We start from the raw sequence: 467 nt of genomic DNA, 5'->3' as shown, positions 1-467 counted from the left end.
CCCGCCGCCGAACGTCCCCGGCAGCCTGCACATGGGTCACGGTTTCAACAACGCGATCATGGATGCCCTGATCCGTTTCCGCCGCATGCAGGGTCGCAATACCCTGTGGCAGCCGGGCACCGACCACGCCGGTATCGCCACGCAAATGCTGGTGGAACGCCAACTCGAAGCCAAAGGCCAGAGCCGTCACGACCTCGGTCGCGAAAAATTCCTCGAGAAGATCTGGGAATGGAAAGATGAATCCGGCGGCAACATCAGCCGTCAGATCCGTCGCCTCGGATCGTCCGTAGACTGGAGCCGCGAGCGCTTCACCATGGATGACGGTCTCTCGGAAGCCGTTAAAGAAGCGTTCGTGCGCTTGCACGAAGACGGTCTGATCTATCGCGGCAAGCGCTTGGTCAACTGGGACACCAAGCTGCACACGGCGATTTCCGACCTCGAAGTGGAAAACCACGACGAGAAAGGTT

1 protein-coding gene is annotated in these 467 nt (G+C 60.0%); it reads left to right on the top strand.

Annotated features, from left to right (window positions below; translation table 11 throughout):
- A partial coding sequence (locus ACIQVE_RS27155) for a class I tRNA ligase family protein (RefSeq protein WP_402814517.1) occupies positions 1-467 on the top strand: 467 nt, incomplete at both ends.

Source organism: Pseudomonas sp. NPDC098747 (genome assembly GCF_044760045.1).
Classification (GTDB): Bacteria; Pseudomonadota; Gammaproteobacteria; order Pseudomonadales; family Pseudomonadaceae; genus Aquipseudomonas.
The sequence above is the reverse complement of the archived record's forward strand: the minus strand, read 5'-3'. Positions and strand labels throughout refer to the sequence as shown.